Here is a 15,758-nt window from a genome sequence, read left to right as displayed (position 1 = left end):
GGCGGATTGATGCCGATGTACCCGTGGTGGGGTTGCCCGACTCGGGTCAACCAGCCTAACGCCACAGAGCCGCGCACAAAGGTGCGGCGCTGCCCATGGACGACCTGATGCGTTTCCCACTTTCGCTTGTTGCCGTTTCGGCCTTCGCACTTGCTGGCTGTGTAGCCAGTGCCACCGGAAAGGACACAGGCGAACCACCCGCGATGCGCTGGGATCATCGGCCAGAGGCTGCAAACTGGACGCAAACATCAATGAACATGATCGCCGCGAATGATGCGGTGCTGGCGGCGCGCGTGCCTGCCGATATCGAGGGCTGGTGCCCCGGTTATGATGACGCCAGCCTGACCGAGCGCCGCGCGTTCTGGGCCGGGTTGCTGTCGGCTACAGCCAAGCATGAAAGCACGTGGAACCCGCAAGCATCCGGTGGCGGCGGGCGCTACATTGGCCTGATGCAGATCTCGCCATCCACCGCGCGCGCCTATCGTTGCGAAGCAACCAGCGTTTCCGCACTCAAAAACGGCGAGGCGAATTTGGCTTGCGCCATCAAGATCATGTCGAAACAGGTTGGCCGTGATGGCGTGGTGGCCGGTGGCGGCAACCGTGGTATCGGGCGCGACTGGGGCCCATTCCGGTCTGCGACAAAGCGATCTGACATCGCTGGCTGGACCAAATCACAAAAGTATTGCGCAAGCTGATCGTCTTGCCCTCGGCCAGATCGGCCTCTATGTTTTGGCCATGTTTGAACGCCTCCTCTCTGGCCTTCTGGCCCCTGCCCCCGCGCGTCTGGCTGAACCGGATGCGCGTCTTGCCCTTGCCGCCCTGATGGTGCGTGTGGCGCGGTCTGACGGTATTTATGCCGATGCAGAGATCGCGCATATCGATCGGGTGTTGGCACGCCTGCACCATTTGTCACCCTTTGCCGCCGCTGGCATGCGCACCGAAGCCGAGGTGCTAGAGGCCGAAGCGCCAGACACCGTGCGCTTTACCCGCGCAATCAAAGCGGCCACAGCACAGGAAGACCGCGCCGGATTGCTACAGGCGTTGTGGTCGGTCGCGCTGTCAGATGGCGCGCGCGATGCCGAGGAAGACCGCTTGCTGCGGCTGGTTGCCAATTTGCTGGGCCTGACGGATGTTGAGTCCGCCCTTGCCCGGCAGCGGGCCGCGAAAGAATGATCGCATCACTGGGAATGTATGACCGCACCGAGATTGCGGCGGCGAATGACGCGCTGTGGTCGCTGATCCGGGACGGTCTGCGCAAGCGCGGGCTGACCGCGCCAGAGGCTTTGACCAGAGGGGCCCAAGCCTATTGGCCTGCTTGGGCTGCGCCGGACCTGTTGCTGTCACAGACATGCGGATTGCCATTCCGGGCACGGCTGCACGACACCGTGACACTGGTTGGCACGCCCGATTACGGGGTCGCGGGCTGCGCACCGGGGTATTACAGATCGGTCCTGATCGCGCGGCTGGATGATCCGCGCACGACAGAATCTGCGTTCAGCGCAACACAACTGGCGATCAACGAGCCCCTGTCTCAATCAGGGTGGGCGGCGGTCTATCAGCACTTCCATGACCTTGGCCTTGCTATCGGCCCGGTGATCGCAACGGGTGGCCACCGCGCAAGCGCCCTTGCCGTTGCCGAGGGGCGTGCCGATTTTGCCGCCATCGACGCTGTGACATGGGAATTGCTGACGCGGCATGAGGCGTTTGCCAGCGGTCTGCGCGTCTTTGCGCAAACGCGCGCCACTCCGGGCTTGCCGCTGATTACGGCGCTGGCCGGACAGGCCGATGCGGTGTTTGCGGCGGTGTCACAAGCCATCGACGATCTTGGCGCATCGCAGCGCCACACGCTGTGCTTGCGCGGGTTAACCCGGATTCCCGCCAGCGCTTATCTTGCCTTGCCAATCCCACCCGCACCTGCCCAATTTGGTGGCACATTGTGACCAATCCTGCAGCAACTGCCGCTGTGTTTGTCACAAAGAGCGTTGCAATGGCGCGAATCTTGCGCCCTATTTGATCAACTGTATCAACCCCGCGAGGCAAAGTGATCGCTGCCCCCCAGACCAATCCCAGCCAATCCGCCACCGATACCCCGGTGATCGAAATCCATGGCCTGCACAAAGCCTATGGGTCGCTTGAGGTTCTCAAAGGGGTGGATCTGACCGCACCGCGGGGTCACGTGATCAGCCTTATCGGGTCATCGGGATCGGGAAAATCCACCCTGCTGCGCTGCTGCAACCTGCTCGAAGACAGCCAGCAAGGCGAAATCCTGTTTGAGGGTGAGGCCGTGCGCTGGAAAGGCCAGGGGTTGGCCCGCCACCCCGCCGACCGGGCGCAGGTAACCCGCATTCGCACCAATCTGTCGATGGTGTTTCAGCAGTTCAACCTGTGGTCCCATATGACAATTCTGCAAAACGTGATGGAGGCCCCGGTGACGGTGCTGAAGCGCGATCCGGCAGAGGTCGAGGCAAAGGCGCGCGAATATCTGGCCAAGGTCGGTATCGCCGACAAGGCCGATGCTTGGCCCGCCATGCTGTCGGGCGGCCAGCAACAGCGCGCAGCAATCGCGCGGGCGCTGTGCATGGAACCGCGTGCGCTGCTGTTTGATGAACCCACCAGCGCACTTGACCCCGAGCTGGAGCAAGAGGTGATCCGCGTGATCAAATCGCTTGCCGAGGAAGGGCGCACGATGATTCTGGTAACACATGACATGAAGCTGGCAGCCGACTGCTCGGATCATGTCATTTTCCTGCACCAAGGCCGGATCGAGGAACAGGGGCCGCCATCGACGCTGTTCGGGAACCCGCAGACCGACCGATTGCGGGGCTTTCTTTCTGCCACGTCCTGAGTTTATACTAAACCATAACAACAGCTTACCAATGGGAGACACTTATGAAAAAGCTGATGAGCGCAACTGCGCTGATGGCACTGATGGCTGGGGGCGCATTGGCGCAACAGACCGTCCGCATGGGCACCGAGGGCGCTTACCCACCCTATAACTTCATCAATGACAATGGTCAGGTAGACGGGTTTGAACGCGAGCTGGGCGATGAGCTGTGCAAGCGCGCCGAGCTGACCTGTGAATGGGTCACAACTGATTGGGATTCGATCATCCCGAACCTTCAGTCCGGCAACTATGACACCATCATCGCCGGCATGAACATCAACGAAGAACGGTCCAAGGTGATCTCGTTCACCCAGAACTACACCCCCCCGGCGCCCTCGGCCTATGTGGCCCTGTCGGCAGATGCCGATATCGAGGGTGGCGTGATCGCGGCGCAGGTCAACACGATCCAATCGGGCTATATCGCCTCGTCGGACGCGACGCTGCTGGAGTTTGCAACGCCGGATGAAACCGTTGCGGCTGTGCGCAACGGTGAGGCCGATGCGGTATTTGCCGACAAGGATTATCTTGTTCCGATCGTCAACGAATCGAACGGACAGCTGGTCATCGTCTCGGATGATGTGACGCTTGGCGGTGGTGTCGGCATGGGCCTGCGCCAGTCTGATACCGAGCTGCGCGAAAAGTTCGACGCCGCCATTACCTCGATGAAAGAAGACGGTACGCTTAACCCGTTGATCATCAAGTGGTTCGGCGAAGACGCGGACGTATTCTGATGAAATGGCCCCCGTGCTTAAACTGTGCGGGGGCACATCCCCATGTTTGAATTTTGCGCTGATCCCAAATCGCTGGAAGGCTTTCAATGGTTTGCGTGCTACCTGACGTCAGGCAAGCACATGAACATGTATTGGGCGTTCGGCACGGTGCTGCTGCTGCTGGCAGTCACGGCCCCGATAGCCATGTTGTTCGGGTTTTTCGGCGCAATGGCCGCGCGCAGTCCGTTTTTCGCACTACGGCTCATCGGCAAGGGCTATACTGGCATGGTGCGCGGTGTGCCCGATATCGTGTTCTTCCTGTTCTTCGTAATCGCGCTGGATCAGGGCATTGAATACATCATGCATCTGATCCGCTGCCCCGAGTGGACCGAGCCTGTGCGCAACGGGCTTGAATTCCGGGTCTGTCCGCAGGCCAAGGTGCCGCTTGGCAATTCGGCGCAATGGATCCATCAGTTTTACGGCTTTATGCTGGCGGTGCTGACCTTCGCGCTGGTGTTCGGGGCATTTGCCGCCAACGTGCTTTATGGCGCGATGCAGGCGGTGCCGCGCGCGCAGCTTGAAACTGCCGAAGCCTATGGGCTGAGCCACGCTCAGGTGTTTCGCCGCGTTCTGGTGCCGCAGATGTGGGTTTACGCTCTGCCCGGCCTGTCAAACCTGTGGCTTATTCTAATCAAGGCCACCCCCCTGCTGTTCCTGCTGGGCGTGCAGGATATCGTATATTGGGCGCGCGAATTGGGCGGGGCCAAGACCCAGGCCTTTGATTATCCGCACCCCGACTGGCGGCTGTATTACTTCCTGTTCCTGCTGGTGTTCTATCTGGGCTTTACCCGCGTCTCTGAAATCGTGCTGAACCGCATTTCCGCCCGGCTGTCCAAAGGACAGGCCACAGCGGCGGGCGAAGCAATGCGAAAGGCGGGCATATGACCTGTTGGGAAACCATTGGCGCCTATGCTTTCCGGTCGCTTGGCTATGGCGAACGCCTGCTGCCGCGCAGCGATTTTACCCTGTGCCAGCAATTCACGCTGATCGGGTCGGGGCTGATCTGGAATGTCTATTTCGGGGTTGTGGCGCTGATCTTCGGCTTTGTTCTGGCCAATGCGATTGCCTTTGCCAAAGCCTCGCACAACCCGATTGCACGTAAACCTGCAGAATGGTTCATCTTTCTGTTCCGTGGCTCGCCGTTGTTCATCCAGTTCTTTCTGGCCTATGAAGCATTGCAATTGCTGCCCCGCGCCGGGATCGACGTGTTCGGCATTACGGTGCAGACCTCGTGGACCACAAAAGCCTGGGCGGGGGCGTTATTTGTGTTGTTCCTAAACACCGCCGCCTATTCCGCCGAGATCTTTTATGGCGCGTTGCGGTCAATCCCCAAAGGCGACCTTGAGGCGGCAGAGGCCTATGGTCTGACCGGGTTTGCGAAATTTCGCCGGATCCAGTGGCCCACCATGCTGCGGCTGGCTTGGCCTGCCTATACGAATGAGGCGATCTTTCTGTTCCATTCCACCACACTGGTCTATTTCTCGGGCTTTCCAGCGTTTCAACAGCGGGGCGACGCGCTGTATTACGCCAGCTATTTTGCCGACAAGACCTTCAACCCCTTTGTCTCGTATCCGATTGTGGCAGGCTATTTCATCGCGCTGACCCTGCTGCTGATCTGGCTGATGGGGGCGATCAATGCCCGTCTGAACCGGCATTTGCCGTCAAACATGGGTGGTAAAATTCGCTTGCGTCTTCAGGTGATCCGATAGTAGCGTATATTTGATCAAATTATTCGGACACCCGTCCGGACCCGCGCCAACCGCGGGGGGAAAGATTACAAACCAAGGATGGAACACGGGCCGCGCCACAGGTAACGCCCCGACCAAACGAACATGATGAAGGACTACCTGCGTAAACACCCGCAAGTGCGCACGATCCGAGTGGCAGCCGCCGACTTGAACGGTCAGGCCCGTGGCAAGCGCATTCCGTCTCGCTATGCTGACAAGGCGGTCAAGGACGGCACCCGTTTTCCGTTCTCTGTGCTAAGCCTCGACATCTGGGGCGAAGATATTGACGACAGCCCGATGGTCTTTGAACAGGGCGATCAGGATGGCGTGCTCAAGCCCACAGAGCGCGGTTTCATGCCGATGCCTTGGCTGGAGGCGCCGACTGCCCTGCTGCCGATCTGGATGTTCCGTGAAAACGGCCAACCCTATGAAGGCGACCCGCGCCACGCACTGAATGCAGTCGTCAAGCAGTACAAGAAGCGTGGCCTCACGCCTGTTGTGGCGATGGAGTTGGAGTTTTTCCTGATCGACGATTCGGGCAAAACCCTGCAAGTGCCGTCTTCGCCCCGATCCGGCAAACGCCGAAAGGCGGCGGAAACCTTGTCGATCCGGGCACTTGACGCCTTCGACACCTTCTTTACCGACCTGTACGACGCCTGTGAGGCGATGGACATTCCCGCCGATACCTCGACATCGGAAACCGGGCTTGGCCAGTTCGAGGTGAACCTGATGCATTGCGATGACGCCCTGCGCGCCGCCGATGATGCGTGGTTGTTCAAGATGCTGGTCAAGGGTCTGGCACGTCGCCATGGCTTTGCCGCCAGCTTTATGGCCAAACCCTATGCCGAATACTCGGGATCGGGCCTGCACACCCATTTTTCCGTTCTGGACGAAGCGGGCGACAACATTTTTGACAGCGGCGGACCAAAAGGCACAGCTGCGTTGAAACATGCAGTCGCGGGCTGTCTGGCGGCGATGAGCGATTCTACGCTGGTCTTTGCCCCGCATGAAAACAGCTATGAACGACTGGTGCCTGATAAACACGCCCCGACAGCGATCTGCTGGGGCTATGAAAACCGCACCGCGGCGGTTCGCATTCCGGCGGGTAGCCCTGCGGCACGGCGGATCGAGCACCGGGTCGCGGGCGGCGACGTGAACCCTTACCTCATGCTGGCAACCATCCTTGGGGCCGCACTCATGGGGATGGAGGATGAGCTGGAACCGGCCTCTCCGGTCTCTGGCAACGCCTATGCCATGGACCTGCCGCAGATCCCTGCAACATGGGAGGCGGCGATTGATGCCTTTGAGAACAGCGATATGCTGTCGCGCTTCCTGCCCAAAGAGCTGATCCGCAACTTCGTTCTGACCAAGCGTCAGGAAATGCACTACATCGCGGAACTGACACCGGAAGAGCGGGTGGAACTGTATCTCGATACGGTCTGACGCCCGATTTGCCGCGCCCCCTTGACCTGACAGGGGGGCGCGGCGCAAAGCTTTGCAATCCTTAACTTCGGACAGGCCATGCTGATCGGCATTCTGCAAACCGGGCTTGCACCCGACGCTCTTGCGCCCGAGATGGGCGATTATCCCGACATGTTCGCCAAGCTGCTGGACGGCCACGGCTTCACCTTTCGCACCTACCCCGTCGTGAATGGCGTTTTTCCGGATGCCGTGCAGGACTGTGAAGGCTGGCTGATCACGGGATCAAAGCACGGTGCCTATGAAGACCATCCGTGGATTGCGCCGCTCGAGTTGTTCATTCGTGACGCCTTTGCCGCACGGGTGCCGGTGGTCGGGATCTGCTTTGGCCACCAGATCATCGCGCAGGCAATGGGCGGAAAGGTTGAGAAGTATGCGGGAGGCTGGTCCATCGGGCCGACCTCGTACGACTTTGGCAGTGAAACCCTGACACTGAACGCATGGCATCAGGATCAGGTGGTGACGCGACCAGAAGGTGCGACCGTTCTGGCCAGCAGCGGGTTTTGCGAAAATGCTGCCTTGCTTTACGACGACCGCGGGCTGACCATTCAGGCACATCCAGAGTTTTCGTCCGCCTTTGTTGACGGGCTGATGAAAACCCGCGCTATTGGTGTTGTGCCAGATCCCCTGTTGGCAGAGGCGGCAACCCGGCTGGACGTGCCGCTGCAAGACAAGACCATCGCCGCGCGTATTGCGGCGTTTTTCAAAGCGCCCCGGACCTGACGTCCGGGGGCAAACTGAACGGACCGACCCCATGTCAAAATGGACCGACAAACTGCCCGACGCCGCGCGTGATTTTATCGGCAATCGCCGGGTGGACGAGGTGGAATGCATCATCGGCGACATCGCCGGGGTCGCGCGGGGCAAGGCGATGCCCGCCGCCAAGTTCGCGCACCAGAAAAGCTATTTCCTGCCAAACTCGATCTTTTTGCAGACGATCACCGGCGAATGGGCGGACAATCCGTTCGACGCCTTTACCGAACCCGACATGATCCTGGAGCCGGATTTCACTACCGCCACCGCCGCACCCTGGACCGCAGATGTGACATTGCAGGTGATCCACGACGCCAAGGACCAAGAGGGCAATCTGATCCCCTATGCCCCGCGCAACCTGCTGCGCCGGATTGTTGATCTTTATGCGGAACAAGGCTGGAAAGCCGTTGTCGCCCCCGAGATGGAGTTCTTCCTGACCGCCCGCAATATCGACCCCAACATGCCAGTGATGCCGCCTATGGGCCGCTCTGGGAGGCGCGCGGCGGGCAAGCAGGCCTATTCCATGAGCGCGGTCGACGAATACGGCAAGGTGATCGACGACATCTACGATTTTGCCGAGGCGCAGGGGCTTGAGATTGACGGCATCTTGCAAGAAGGCGGCGCGGGGCAGATAGAGCTGAACCTAGCACACGGCGACCCGGTGCGGCTGGCGGATGATGTATTTTTCTTCAAACGCCTGATCCGTGAGGCCGCTCTGCGCCACGATTGCTTTGCCACCTTCATGGCCAAGCCGATTGCGGGCGAGCCTGGCTCTGCCATGCACATTCACACATCGGTGGTGGATTCCAAGAGCGGCAAGAACATCTTTGCCGGGTCAAAGGGCATGGAAACTGAGGCGTTCTTGCATTTTATCGGCGGTTTGCAGAACCACCTTGGCGCGGGCATCGCCCTGCTGGCGCCCTATGTGAACAGCTATCGCCGCTATGTCCCTGATTTTGCCGCACCCATCAACCTTGAATGGGGCCGCGACAACCGCACCACAGGGCTGCGGGTGCCGATCTCCTCGGCGGCGGGCCGTCGGGTGGAAAACCGCCTGCCGGGTATGGATTGCAACCCGTATCTGGGCATCGCAGCCACCTTGGCCTGCGGCTATCTGGGGTTGATGGAAAAACGCCTGCCCCGGCCTGAATTCATTGGCTCAGCCTATATCGACAGCGACGAAATTCCAGTGAACATGGGCGATGCGCTGGACCTTCTGGACGAGGATGCGGCGCTGAAATCGGTGTTGGGTGATAGCTTTTGCAAGGTCTACGACTCTGTAAAGCGAAACGAATACAAAGAGTTTCTTCAGGTCATCAGCCCATGGGAACGCGAACACCTGCTTTTGAACGTATGAACCTTTTGCACGCCAATGACCGGGCGGGGGAATTTCCTCCGTCTTATTACGCGGCCACTGCCACACCGTTGAAGCCTTTCCCGGTGCTGAAGGGCCAACTCAGCGCTGATGTATGCATCGTCGGGGGCGGCTACACTGGCCTGTCAGCCGCACTGCATCTGGCCGAAGCAGGCCTGCGCGTGGTGCTGCTCGAGGCGCACCGGGTCGGCTTTGGCGCATCGGGGCGCAATGGCGGACAGGTCGGCAGTGGCCAGCGGCAGGACCAGAACTGGCTGGAGGCGCGTGTGGGGCGCGAGGACGCGCGCCGCTTGTGGGATATGGGCGAAGATGCCAAAGCACTGGTGCGCGACCTGATCGACCGCCATGCCTTGCCCGTCACCTTTTACCCCGGTATTGCCCACGCTTGCCGTTCAGCAGCCGAGGCGCGCCATGCCCATGCCTATGCCGAAAAGCTTGCGCGCGATTATGGCTACACCCAGATCGAGCCGCTGTCGCAGGGCGCAATGCGCGATATCGTCGGATCAGACGTCTATCACGGCGGCGATCTGGACCATGGCGCGGGTCATCTGCACCCGCTGAACTATGCACTTGGGTTGGCGCAGGCAGCCGCACAGGCGGGCGCGCAGCTTCATGAACGCTCCGAAGTGCATCACATCCGCCATGGTGCAAAACCGGTGGTGCAGACCGCAAGCGGGCAGGTTAGCTGCGATCATGTGATTTTGGCCGGCAATGGCTATCTGGGCGGGCTTGACCGCAAGGTGGCGTCCCGCGTCATGCCGATCAACAATTTCATACTGGCGACCGAGCCTTTGGGCGACCGCGCGGCGCGGATCTTGTCGCGCAAGATCGCAGTGGCCGATACCAAGTTTGTGGTAAATTACTGGCGGCTGTCAGAGGACAACCGCCTGCTGTTTGGCGGGGGCGAAAGCTATGGCTACCGCTTTCCCGATGTGGTGAAGACCGTGATGAAGCCAATGCTGGAGGTCTATCCGCAGCTGCGCGATGTGCGGGTCGATTATGCATGGGGCGGCACTCTGGCGATCACCATGAACCGGATGCCCTGCTTTATGCGGCCCGCGCCGAACGTCATGTCCGCCTCGGGCTATTCCGGGCACGGGGTGGCGATGGCAACGCTGGCGGGCAAGATGATGGCGCAGGCGGTGCAGGGCCAAGCCAGCGGATTTGACCTGCTGGCGCGCCTGCCGCAACAGCGCTTTCCCGGTGGGGCGGCGCTGCGCTGGCCGCTTCTGGTGGCCGCGATGACATGGTTTTCGCTGCGCGACCGGCTTGGCGTTTAGGCAAAGCTTTGCCCAGTCATGGAATTGTCACTGGCTTTGATCCCACTCAAAGATTAAGCGTCTCTTAAACTGAGTTTAAGGAATCCTCATGGCACATGACGGTCAGACCCTGCCCCCCAACGTCTATGCCGCAGAACCGATCCCAGATACCGCCCGCGCCGAGATTGAGCGGCTGCTGTCATCGGGCGATCTGTTTCGCTACACCGCCGCCAAGGATTCTCCGGTCAGCCTGCTGGAACAGGAATTCGCCGACCTGTTGGGTGCGCGCTATGCGCTTGCGGTATCGTCCTGTTCTGCTGCGTTGTTCTTGTCACTCAAAGCGCTGGATCTGCCGCGCGGGGCGCGTGTGCTGATCCCGGCTTTTACATTTGCTGCTGTGCCTTCTGCCGTGGTTCACGCCGATTGCGTACCGGTTCTGGTCGAGGTGGACGAGACTTACCGCATTGATATGGTGGACTTTTCGGCGAAACTGCCGGGGGCGTCGGCGGTGATGATCAGCCATATGCGCGGCCATACGTCAGACATGGATGCCATTATGGCGCTCTGTGATGCGGCGGGCATTCCGGTGGTAGAGGATGCAGCGCATAGCCTTGGCACGCTTTGGAATGGGCGCAATATCGGCACCATTGGCCGCGTCGGCTGTTTCAGCTTTCAGTCCTACAAGATGGTGAACGCGGGCGAAGGCGGGATCATGGTGACTGACGACCCGGAAATCGCGGCGCGCGCCGTCATCATGTCGGGCGCGTATGAGGAGAACTGGAAAAAACATCCCGGATTCCAGAACAGCTTTTGCGCATGGCAGAACAAACTGCCGCTGTACAACCTGCGCATGCAGAACCTGTCAGCGGCGGTGATCCGGCCGCAACTGCCCGAAGTTGCGCGGCGGGTAAGTGACGGGCGGCGCAACCATGATTATGTGGCCGCGGCACTCAATGCCTGCGGGCTGCTGTCGGTGCCACCTGCCCTGCCCCCTGAATTGCGTGCGCCGGATTCGATCCAGTTCACGCTGGCAGGTGATTGGACGGATGCACAGGCGCTTGAGTTTCAGGATAGGGCCAAGGCGCAGGGTGTAGCAGTGCAGATCTTTGGCTTGTCCGATGGCAATGCGCGGGCGTTCTGGAACTGGCAGTTTCTGGGTGAGGCCCCCGATCTTCCGCAAACCCGCGCCATGCTAATGCGGGCCTGCGATGTGCGCCTGCCAGCACGGCTGACCGTGGCAGAGTTGGACTACATCGCGACGGCTCTGATTGAAGCTGCACAGGCCGCTCATCCGGCGTGACCGGTGTTTTGCCGGAGACGTTCCGCCAGTGTCAGGCCAAACGCAGATCCTGGCTCAGCCAGGGCCAGGTTTTGACGGCAGGCGTCACGATCCGGCTGCCAATCAGGCCGCGCAGATCTGCGGCCACGCGTGCGGGCACATCGCCCATCACCCCGGCCCGCGCCGACAGTGAAATGCTGCGCGCAAGTGGTGCGCCGGGCAGCGGTTGCACCTCTAGCGCATCCAGAAACTGCGCGGCGTGATGCAACGCAAGCGGAGTCAGGATCGTCCAGCCCGCACCTTGCGCAACCAGCGCCAGTATGGCGTGATAGCTGTCCAACTCGAACCGGACCTGCGGACGCTGATTGGCCCGCGCCAGATGGCCAGCGATTTGCCGCCCCATCAGATGCCGGGCCGAATACAGGATCAGCGGCACATCGCCCGTCGCTTTGGGGCGCACCGCAACAAAGGGTTCGGTCAGGACCTGATGCACCTCTCGCCACCCGGCATCTGCGCCCTCGGAACCGAGTTCCGCTGCCACAGCCAGATCAAGCGCGCGGGCCTCCAGCTTGTCCAGCAGGCGATGGCTCGCCCCGGTTTCCAGCAAGAACCGGCATTCGGTCATCTCTTGCGCCAGGCCTGACAGCAGTGCTGGCGTCACCTCGGCATCGAAATCTTCGATCATCCCCAGCCGCAATGTACTAAGCCGCGCGAGGTCGGCACGGGCCAGATCGGCTCGGGCTTCGGCCTCGGTGTTCAGGATCACCTGCGCGTGGCGGCGAAACAGACTGCCAGCCGGGGTCAGGAAGAAGGGACGCGCGGCGCGGTCCAACAGAACCGCGCCCAGTGTCGCCTCAACCGCCGCAAGTTGCTGACTGATCGCCGGGGGCGACACCCCCAGACGCCGGGCGGCGGCAGAGATGGTGCCCTCTTCCGCGACGGCCAGAAAGACCTCTATCCCCCACAAGGTGACGCGGGTCTGTCCCTCGGCCATGATCGGTTACAGCTTGGAGAGTTTCTTTTGCAGCTCGGCAAGCTGCTTTTTGATCTGGGCCAGATCCTCGGCGCTGGTGGCATCATCGCTTTCAGGCTCGGGGCCAGAGGTGCCGGCTGCGCCCCAGCCGGGCACGCCGGTCATCATGGTTTTCATGAATGCTTCCTGTTGCTTGCGCATCAGATCAAAGCCCGGCATCGCAGCCATGGGATTGGGTAAAACCCCAAGGTTTCCCATCATCTTGGATTGGCCCTCGCGCAGCATCTCGAAGCTGGCGGCCAGAAACTGGGGCACGACCGAGTGAACATTGGTGGTATAGCTGCGCACAAGATCTGTCAGCACGGCAATCGGTAGTACGTTTTCGCCTTTGGATTCGTGCTCCGCCACGATCTGCAACAGATACTGGCGCGTCAGGTCATCACCCGACTTCAGGTCAACGATCTGAACCTCACGGCCCGCACGGATAAACCCGGCGATATCTTCCAGAGTCACGTAATCAGATGTCTCAGTATTATACAGGCGGCGGCTGGCATAGCGTTTGATCAGCAGCGGCTTGTCGGTGTCGGCCATGGCCACCCTCCCCTGAGGTTTTTGCACATGCAGAGAAGCTTACGCAGCCCAGACACAAAAGGAAAGCCTAACGGTGTCAGAGGAAAGCCACATAGCAGCGGCGGGGTCTGTGCAAGGCCCAAAGAAAAAGGCGGACCCCGAGGGGCCCGCCTTACGCTTTTTCGCACTCAGGGGGGAGGAAAGCCGAAAAAGCGCTAATCTCGTAGGATTACTTGGCAGCAGAAGCTGCTTTTTTCGCAGCAACGGTCACGTCAGCGGTGGCTTTTTTGACAGCAGCGGTCGCGTCTTCCGACATGTCCTTGCCAGCAGCCAGCATCAGCTCAACAGTTTCCATCTGCACTTTTTTCGCAACTTCAGCGAAAGCGGCCAGGTTCTCAGCAGCCATTTCAGCAGCGGACGAAGCAAAATCGGATACCGATTTGGTGTAATCGGTCGGCTCGGTTTTGGCTTTGGACACATCAGCCATTTTGGCGATGGTGTCTTTGGTCCACTTGGCGGTGATTTCGGTCGACTTTTCAGCAGCTTCCAGAGCCACTTTCGACATTTTCTCGGCCAGAGCAGCCTGAGTTTTGAATGCGTTCTGCATTGCGGACGAGTCAACCGGGAAGGAAGCCATCATGTCCTGCATCACTTTTGCGAAGTCTGGGGTCTTGGTCATTGGTATTCTCCTAGTTGGCCGGAGTGCCCGACCTGTTTTCCATGACAGCAATATAGATGCTGCACCGCAGCATTTCAAGCCTTTTTTCTGCGGTGCAGCATTTTTTATGGTTGTAAGGAGGTAAACCCTTGGCGATCAATCATTTCCCGCAATCACCCTTGCGGTCACATATGTCCCCGGCGCGTCGCACAGGACCGGATTGGTCGAATCACCGGGCATGCGCGCCTTTATCAGCTTGCCCGAACGGGCCCTGAGCCAGTCACCCCAGCGAGGCCACCAGCTGCCTTTGGTATAAGACGTCTCGGCCTTCCATTCTTCGGGCGTGCCCTGCACGGGCGCGTCTGACGTGTAGTGGCCGTATTTATCCTTGGTCGGCGGGTTGATGATCCCGGCGATATGGCCAGACTCTGACAGGATAAAGGTTTTGTCCTTGGACCCCATCTGCCGTACGCTGTTGAAGCTGCCACGCCAATGCGCAATGTGGTCTGTCTCGCAGGCGATGGCGCAGAGCGGCACCGTGACGCCAGACAGGCTGACAGGTTCGCCAAACACCGGGAACGTGCCTTTTGCAAAGCCATCTTGCTGGCACAACCCGCGCAGATATTGCACCGCCATGGTGGCGGGCAGGTTGGTGCCGTCACCGTTCCAGAACAGAAGATCAAAGGCGGGTGGCGCCTCGCCCAGCATATAGCTTTTGATCGCAGGCTGATAAATCAGATCATTGGAACGCAGAAAGCTGAAGGTGCGGCCCATGAAGAATTTCGACAAGATGCCATCGTTCGCTGACTGACGCTCGATTCCGTCTACGAAATCATCCCCCAGAAACACGCCAACCTCACCCGGATCGGAAAAATCGGCCAGCGTGGTGAAGAAGGTCGCTGATTTGACCGAAGTATCGCCCACACGGTCGAGATGCGCGAGGGTCAGGCCAAGGGTGGTGCCGGCAATGCAATAGCCGACCGTATTGATCTGCTTCTCTCCGGTGATGCGGCGCACCTCGGCCATGGCGCGCAAGTAGCCGTCGCGGATGTAATCATCCATGCCAATATCAGCGTAAGAGGCATCGGGATTGACCCATGACACGACAAACAGCGTGAAGCCCTGATCCACGATCCATTTGATCAGCGAACTCTGCGGCTTCATATCCATGATGTAGAATTTGTTGATCCATGGCGGAAAGATCAGCAAGGGCGTCGTGTGCACCTTTTCGGTGGTGGGCGTATACTGGATCAGTTCCAGCATGCGGTTGCGGTAGACCACGGCACCGGGGGTAGTGGCAATGTTCTGCCCGACATGGAAGGCATCGGGATCGGCCAGCGTGACCAGCACATCACCGTTGTTCGCCTCGATATCGCGAACAAGGTTTTCCAACCCCTGCACCAGACTTTCGCCATCGGTGGCGACGGCCCTTTCCAGCGCATCGGGGTTGGTGCCCAGAAAGTTGGTGGGCGAGAACATATCAATGATCTGCTTGGTGAAGTATTCGACGCGGCGGCGATCCGTCGGTTCCAGCTTTTCCAGATCCCCGATGGCATTGGTCATCGCCTCGGAGTTCATCAGATATTGCTGTTTGATGTAGTTGAACGCGGGATGCGTTTCCCAAAGCGGGTTAGAGAATCGGCGGTCTTTTGGCGTGGGATCGGCCGGGGCCTTCAACTCACCAGACAAAAGTGCCTGCTGGGCATCGACATAGTGCTTAAGACTCTTGCCCCAGAAGCTGATCTGCTGTTCCAGAATCTTGCTTGGGTTCTGCATCATTTCGGCCACATAAGCGGCTGCGGCCTTCATATACACGTCGTTTGAGGGGCCAGAGAGCGCATTATCGGCCTGTTTGCGATGCGCAAGCGCCGCCATCAGCCGCTGGGAGAGTTCCTCAACCCGTGCCAGATTGGCCTGCATCCTCTCCAACTTTGGTCCCGCGTCACTGTCGTCAGTTGTCATGTTAAACTTTCCCCCCTAACCTGCCCAATTGCAGCATAACGTCGCCCGACTGGGGGGGAAAGCGACGAA

The 15,758-nt window shown here is 59.8% G+C and carries 16 protein-coding genes; 12 read left to right on the top strand and 4 right to left on the bottom strand.

The window, feature by feature from the left end:
- The first annotated feature begins 107 nt into the window (after nt 1-107).
- The 12 genes from Q8K08_RS07990 (at nt 108) to Q8K08_RS07935 (ending at nt 11,547) form a co-directional block, all read left to right on the top strand.
- Nucleotides 108-695 (top strand): transglycosylase SLT domain-containing protein, encoded by a 588-nt coding sequence (locus tag Q8K08_RS07990; RefSeq protein ID WP_305249723.1) that lies wholly within the window; start codon nt 108-110, stop codon nt 693-695.
- Nucleotides 696-735: 40 nt separating this feature from the next.
- Nucleotides 736-1,173, top strand: coding sequence for a TerB family tellurite resistance protein (locus tag Q8K08_RS07985; protein ID WP_304797097.1), 438 nt, complete (start codon nt 736-738; stop codon nt 1,171-1,173).
- Nucleotides 1,170-1,940, top strand: a complete 771-nt coding sequence (locus tag Q8K08_RS07980) for a phosphate/phosphite/phosphonate ABC transporter substrate-binding protein (protein WP_304797096.1) — start codon at nt 1,170-1,172, stop codon at nt 1,938-1,940. The genes Q8K08_RS07985 and Q8K08_RS07980 overlap by 4 nt, the downstream gene beginning before the upstream one ends.
- A 101-nt stretch (nt 1,941-2,041) precedes the next feature.
- Nucleotides 2,042-2,845: an ABC transporter ATP-binding protein gene (locus tag Q8K08_RS07975; RefSeq protein WP_304797094.1), complete on the top strand. Its 804-nt coding sequence runs from the start codon at nt 2,042-2,044 to the stop codon at nt 2,843-2,845.
- 44 nt (nt 2,846-2,889) lie between these two features.
- Nucleotides 2,890-3,615 (top strand): transporter substrate-binding domain-containing protein, encoded by a 726-nt coding sequence (locus tag Q8K08_RS07970; RefSeq protein ID WP_305249721.1) that lies wholly within the window; start codon nt 2,890-2,892, stop codon nt 3,613-3,615.
- A gap of 42 nt (nt 3,616-3,657) precedes the next feature.
- Nucleotides 3,658-4,539: an ABC transporter permease gene (locus tag Q8K08_RS07965; RefSeq protein WP_305249720.1), complete on the top strand. Its 882-nt coding sequence runs from the start codon at nt 3,658-3,660 to the stop codon at nt 4,537-4,539.
- The gene (locus Q8K08_RS07960; protein ID WP_304797090.1) at nt 4,536-5,363 is read left to right on the top strand and encodes an ABC transporter permease; all 828 of its coding nucleotides are present in this window, start codon (nt 4,536-4,538) and stop codon (nt 5,361-5,363) included. Before Q8K08_RS07965 ends, Q8K08_RS07960 begins: the two co-directional genes overlap by 4 nt.
- Before the next feature lie 126 nt (nt 5,364-5,489).
- Nucleotides 5,490-6,824, top strand: coding sequence for a glutamine synthetase family protein (locus tag Q8K08_RS07955; protein WP_304797102.1), 1,335 nt, complete (start codon nt 5,490-5,492; stop codon nt 6,822-6,824).
- Nucleotides 6,825-6,902: 78 nt separating this feature from the next.
- Nucleotides 6,903-7,583: a type 1 glutamine amidotransferase gene (locus Q8K08_RS07950; protein ID WP_304797088.1), complete on the top strand. Its 681-nt coding sequence runs from the start codon at nt 6,903-6,905 to the stop codon at nt 7,581-7,583.
- A 31-nt stretch (nt 7,584-7,614) separates the two neighbouring features.
- Nucleotides 7,615-8,970 (top strand): glutamine synthetase family protein, encoded by a 1,356-nt coding sequence (locus Q8K08_RS07945; RefSeq protein ID WP_305249718.1) that lies wholly within the window; start codon nt 7,615-7,617, stop codon nt 8,968-8,970.
- A complete protein-coding gene (locus tag Q8K08_RS07940; RefSeq protein ID WP_305249717.1) occupies nt 8,967-10,268 on the top strand; it encodes an FAD-binding oxidoreductase in 1,302 nt (433 codons plus the stop codon). Before Q8K08_RS07945 ends, Q8K08_RS07940 begins: the two co-directional genes overlap by 4 nt.
- An 88-nt stretch (nt 10,269-10,356) precedes the next feature.
- Complete coding sequence (locus Q8K08_RS07935; RefSeq protein ID WP_304797084.1) at nt 10,357-11,547, top strand: DegT/DnrJ/EryC1/StrS aminotransferase family protein; 1,191 nt, start codon at nt 10,357-10,359, stop codon at nt 11,545-11,547.
- 31 nt (nt 11,548-11,578) lie between these two features.
- Here the strand turns inward: Q8K08_RS07935 and Q8K08_RS07930 are convergent, their stop codons facing one another.
- From Q8K08_RS07930 to Q8K08_RS07915, 4 genes are all read right to left on the bottom strand, one after another.
- A complete protein-coding gene (locus Q8K08_RS07930; RefSeq protein WP_305249716.1) occupies nt 11,579-12,520 on the bottom strand; it encodes a LysR family transcriptional regulator in 942 nt (313 codons plus the stop codon).
- Between the two features lie 6 nt (nt 12,521-12,526).
- On the bottom strand, nt 12,527-13,090 hold the full coding sequence (gene phaR, locus Q8K08_RS07925; protein WP_304797080.1) for a polyhydroxyalkanoate synthesis repressor PhaR: 564 nt from the start codon (nt 13,088-13,090) through the stop codon (nt 12,527-12,529).
- A gap of 208 nt (nt 13,091-13,298) precedes the next feature.
- Nucleotides 13,299-13,748: a Phasin gene (locus tag Q8K08_RS07920; protein ID WP_305249715.1), complete on the bottom strand. Its 450-nt coding sequence runs from the start codon at nt 13,746-13,748 to the stop codon at nt 13,299-13,301.
- A 135-nt stretch (nt 13,749-13,883) separates the two neighbouring features.
- Nucleotides 13,884-15,689 (bottom strand): alpha/beta hydrolase, encoded by a 1,806-nt coding sequence (locus Q8K08_RS07915; RefSeq protein ID WP_304797076.1) that lies wholly within the window; start codon nt 15,687-15,689, stop codon nt 13,884-13,886.
- Nucleotides 15,690-15,758: the final 69 nt, after the last annotated feature.

Source organism: Pseudotabrizicola sp., from assembly GCF_030684215.1.
Classification (GTDB): Bacteria; Pseudomonadota; Alphaproteobacteria; order Rhodobacterales; family Rhodobacteraceae; genus Pseudotabrizicola.
The sequence above is the reverse complement of the archived record's forward strand: the minus strand, read 5'-3'. Positions and strand labels throughout refer to the sequence as shown.

What these genes read in the sequence shown, in the direction of transcription:
- Q8K08_RS07990 (WP_305249723.1), top strand. Translation starts at nt 108, where the DNA reads ATGCGTTTCCCACTTTCGCTTGTTGCCGTTTCGGCCTTCGCACTTGCT.
- Q8K08_RS07985 (WP_304797097.1), top strand. Translation starts at nt 736, where the DNA reads ATGTTTGAACGCCTCCTCTCTGGCCTTCTGGCCCCTGCCCCCGCGCGT.
- Q8K08_RS07980 (WP_304797096.1), top strand. Translation starts at nt 1,170, where the DNA reads ATGATCGCATCACTGGGAATGTATGACCGCACCGAGATTGCGGCGGCG.
- Q8K08_RS07970 (WP_305249721.1), top strand. Translation starts at nt 2,890, where the DNA reads ATGAAAAAGCTGATGAGCGCAACTGCGCTGATGGCACTGATGGCTGGG.
- Q8K08_RS07965 (WP_305249720.1), top strand. Translation starts at nt 3,658, where the DNA reads ATGTTTGAATTTTGCGCTGATCCCAAATCGCTGGAAGGCTTTCAATGG.
- Q8K08_RS07960 (WP_304797090.1), top strand. Translation starts at nt 4,536, where the DNA reads ATGACCTGTTGGGAAACCATTGGCGCCTATGCTTTCCGGTCGCTTGGC.
- Q8K08_RS07955 (WP_304797102.1), top strand. Translation starts at nt 5,490, where the DNA reads ATGAAGGACTACCTGCGTAAACACCCGCAAGTGCGCACGATCCGAGTG.
- Q8K08_RS07950 (WP_304797088.1), top strand. Translation starts at nt 6,903, where the DNA reads ATGCTGATCGGCATTCTGCAAACCGGGCTTGCACCCGACGCTCTTGCG.
- Q8K08_RS07945 (WP_305249718.1), top strand. Translation starts at nt 7,615, where the DNA reads ATGTCAAAATGGACCGACAAACTGCCCGACGCCGCGCGTGATTTTATC.
- Q8K08_RS07940 (WP_305249717.1), top strand. Translation starts at nt 8,967, where the DNA reads ATGAACCTTTTGCACGCCAATGACCGGGCGGGGGAATTTCCTCCGTCT.
- Q8K08_RS07935 (WP_304797084.1), top strand. Translation starts at nt 10,357, where the DNA reads ATGGCACATGACGGTCAGACCCTGCCCCCCAACGTCTATGCCGCAGAA.
- Q8K08_RS07930 (WP_305249716.1), bottom strand. Translation starts at nt 12,520, where the DNA reads ATGGCCGAGGGACAGACCCGCGTCACCTTGTGGGGGATAGAGGTCTTT.
- phaR (WP_304797080.1), bottom strand. Translation starts at nt 13,090, where the DNA reads ATGGCCGACACCGACAAGCCGCTGCTGATCAAACGCTATGCCAGCCGC.
- Q8K08_RS07920 (WP_305249715.1), bottom strand. Translation starts at nt 13,748, where the DNA reads ATGACCAAGACCCCAGACTTCGCAAAAGTGATGCAGGACATGATGGCT.
- Q8K08_RS07915 (WP_304797076.1), bottom strand. Translation starts at nt 15,689, where the DNA reads ATGACAACTGACGACAGTGACGCGGGACCAAAGTTGGAGAGGATGCAG.